General features: G+C 42.6%; 3 protein-coding genes. All 3 read left to right on the plus strand.

Annotated features, from left to right (window positions below):
- Positions 1 to 1,431 (plus strand): xanthine dehydrogenase family protein molybdopterin-binding subunit (locus QZ055_RS09025; protein WP_295826367.1); only part of this gene is annotated, 1,431 nt, incomplete at its 5' end.
- Between the two features lie 41 nt (positions 1,432 to 1,472).
- A complete protein-coding gene (gene yqeC, locus QZ055_RS09030) occupies positions 1,473 to 2,231 on the plus strand; it encodes a selenium cofactor biosynthesis protein YqeC (protein WP_060923868.1) in 759 nt (252 codons plus the stop codon).
- Positions 2,232 to 2,279: 48 nt separating this feature from the next.
- Positions 2,280 to 2,776 (plus strand): NTP transferase domain-containing protein (locus QZ055_RS09035; protein ID WP_295826370.1); only part of this gene is annotated, 497 nt, incomplete at its 3' end.

A 2,776-nucleotide genomic window follows, 5' to 3' on the forward strand; every position in this document is an offset into this window, starting at 1 on the left:
ACTTGCTCCACTACACGTCATGCTCGTGAATGGAAAATCCGCGTAGGTGCTACAAAAGATGGAATTATCAAAGTAATTGATATGGACTCCATTACTGATGCAGGTGCTCATGCAACTCACTGTTTCACTACTACTACAGCTGGTGAGCATAAGTCCATTCCTTTATACAATAAAGCGACAGCTGTCCACTACGGTACAGAAGGCGTATACATGAACCATACACCAGGCGGTGCATTCCGTGGTTATGGTGCTACAGAAGCGCTATGGCCATTAGAGTGTGCTGTTAATAATTTGGCGGATAAAATGGGCGTTGACCCTGCTGAATTGCGTCAAAAGAACTTGATTGCTCAAGGTGAACAAAGCTTGGTATACGCTCCGGATGAATACCTTGACTCTGGTCTATTCCAAGATACAGTAAACCGCGTAAAAGAAATGGCTCGTTGGGATGAGCGTCCTCATTCTTGGGATATTGACGAACGTTATCGCGGTGGCCTTGGCATGGCATTAGCGTTACAAGGTTCTGGTGTTGCTAACATTGACGTAGCATCTGTAGAAATTCGTCTCGGTGATGATGGTAACTACACATTGTATACTGGTTCTTCCGATATGGGCATGGGTGCTAATACTGTATTGACTCAAATGGCTTGTGAAATCATCGGCTGTCCTATGGAATACATGACAGTTGTCGAATCTGATACAGATATTGTTCCATTTGATCCAGGCTCTTATGCATCTAGTACAACATACGTAACTGGTACGGCTGCTAAGATGGCTGCTGAAGAGTTACGCACTAAGATTATTGCTAAGTTCGCTCAATTCTTCAATACAGATGTAGAGAACATCGATTTTGATGGCGTTGTAGCTACTACAAAAGATGGTTCCCAAACAATGGATATCCATCAATTGGCTCCAAAATTATTGGTAGGTGTTAACGCTGAACAATTGTCTGGTTTTGCTACATGGGGCAGTCATACATCTCCACCTCCATTCATGGCAACTATTGCAGAGGTGAAAGTAGACAAACAAACTGGTAAGGTTATTCCTCTTCATACATACTCCTGTATCGATTGCGGTACTGTTATTAACCCTAAATTGGCTCGCGTTCAAGTTGAAGGCGGCGTGGTACAAGCTATCGGTATGGCACTATATGAAGATGTGCGTTATTCCAATAATGGTCGCTTAGAGACTAATAACCTTATGACTTATAAAATTCCAACCCGTCAAGATATTGGCGAGTTACATGTAGACTTTGTAGAGTCTTATGAACCGACAGGCGGGTTTGGTGCCAAATCTATTGGTGAAGTTGTTATTAATACGGCTAGTCCAGCTATTCAACATGCTATTAAAAACGCAGTTGGTGCGGACGTTCGTACATTACCTATGACACCTGAGAAGGTATTTATGGCTATGGACGAGAAATATAAAGTATAGAGATTTCTATTTACTTTTCCTTTCTAAGGAGGCCTGGTTTTATGACATCACAAACATCCTATTGGAATCGATTGATTCAGCCGGGAATCGTGGCCCTTGTTGGGGCAGGCGGTAAAACGACTGTGCTTTCAAAATTAGTAGAATATGGAAGGCTGAAAGGTCAGCCCATCGTAGTTACGACTACGACTCGACTCTATGAATCCCAAGTGGCTCATTATGAACCGATTTATACTCGAAATATTAATGAAGCTGATGAATATTGTACTGATCGTATTTTGCGTGGATATTGTGGTGCGTGGTTCTCTGGCATTACAGGAACAAAAGTAGACTCCTTAGATTGTGATCTTATCGATGGTTTAGCAAAATTGCATCCAAACTGGCAAATTGTAGTGGAAGCAGATGGGGCAAAGGAAAAATGGCTTAAGGCGCCTAAGACGACTGAGCCAGTCATCCCATCGCTCACAAAGACTACGATTGGTCTTGTGAATTTACAAATGTTAGGAGCGCCGCTTGATGATGAGCACGTGCATAACATCGAGCTCGTTCAAGATATTGTGAAACGCGATATGGGTGCCATTGTAACGCCACGCATGTTGGCTGATCTTGTGCTCCATAAACAAGGTTTATTCCAATACAGTAAAGGTAAAAAAATTCTGTTCTGTACTGGTTATGAAACGGTGCAACATCGTATCATTGATGATTTTATTGATCATATTGTAGATAGCGACATTTCCGATATCATCTTAGCTGATGGATATAAAGCAAGTTGCGAAATCCGTCGCATTATTCAATGTCGGTAGGTACTCATGACTTATGTGAAAGCAAAATCTAATAGCGCTTTCAGTCCCATGAGAGACCCCATAGACCGTCGCCCTTTGCATATTGGTATTGTCCTCCTCGTAGGGGGACAATCCAAGCGCATGGGGTGTAATAAGCAGCTTTTACCCTGGCGTGGTAAAACTGTTTTAGATGCGGTCTGTGGGGCTCTTCATTGTGGATGGGAAGATTATGTAAAACCTGCTGAATTCTGTAAACTACCTTTTGTAGCGGTTACTGGTGACGATCATGAAAAATTGGAACCTATTGTTACAAGCTATGGGTTCGAAGTAGTTCGGAATGAACATCCTGAGCGTGGACAGGGTCTGTCCATAGCGATAGGAGTACGTCATTTGGTAGAAAAATCACCGATACCGCTAGATGGCATTCTTTGTTCTGTAGGGGATCAACCACTACTGACTGGGAATGTTGTACATCAGGTTATTAGTGCATTTAGTGATAACTTTCATTCGAAAACTATCGTCGTCCCGCATTATGGGGCGAATTATCAGTCGGGAAATCCTGTTCT

The sequence above is a fragment of the uncultured Veillonella sp. genome, from assembly GCF_905209685.1.
GTDB lineage: Bacteria > Bacillota > Negativicutes > Veillonellales > Veillonellaceae > Veillonella.

Bases quoted from the DNA above. Each gene is read 5' to 3' on its own strand.
- yqeC (WP_060923868.1), top strand. From the start codon at position 1,473: ATGACATCACAAACATCCTATTGGAATCGATTGATTCAGCCGGGAATC.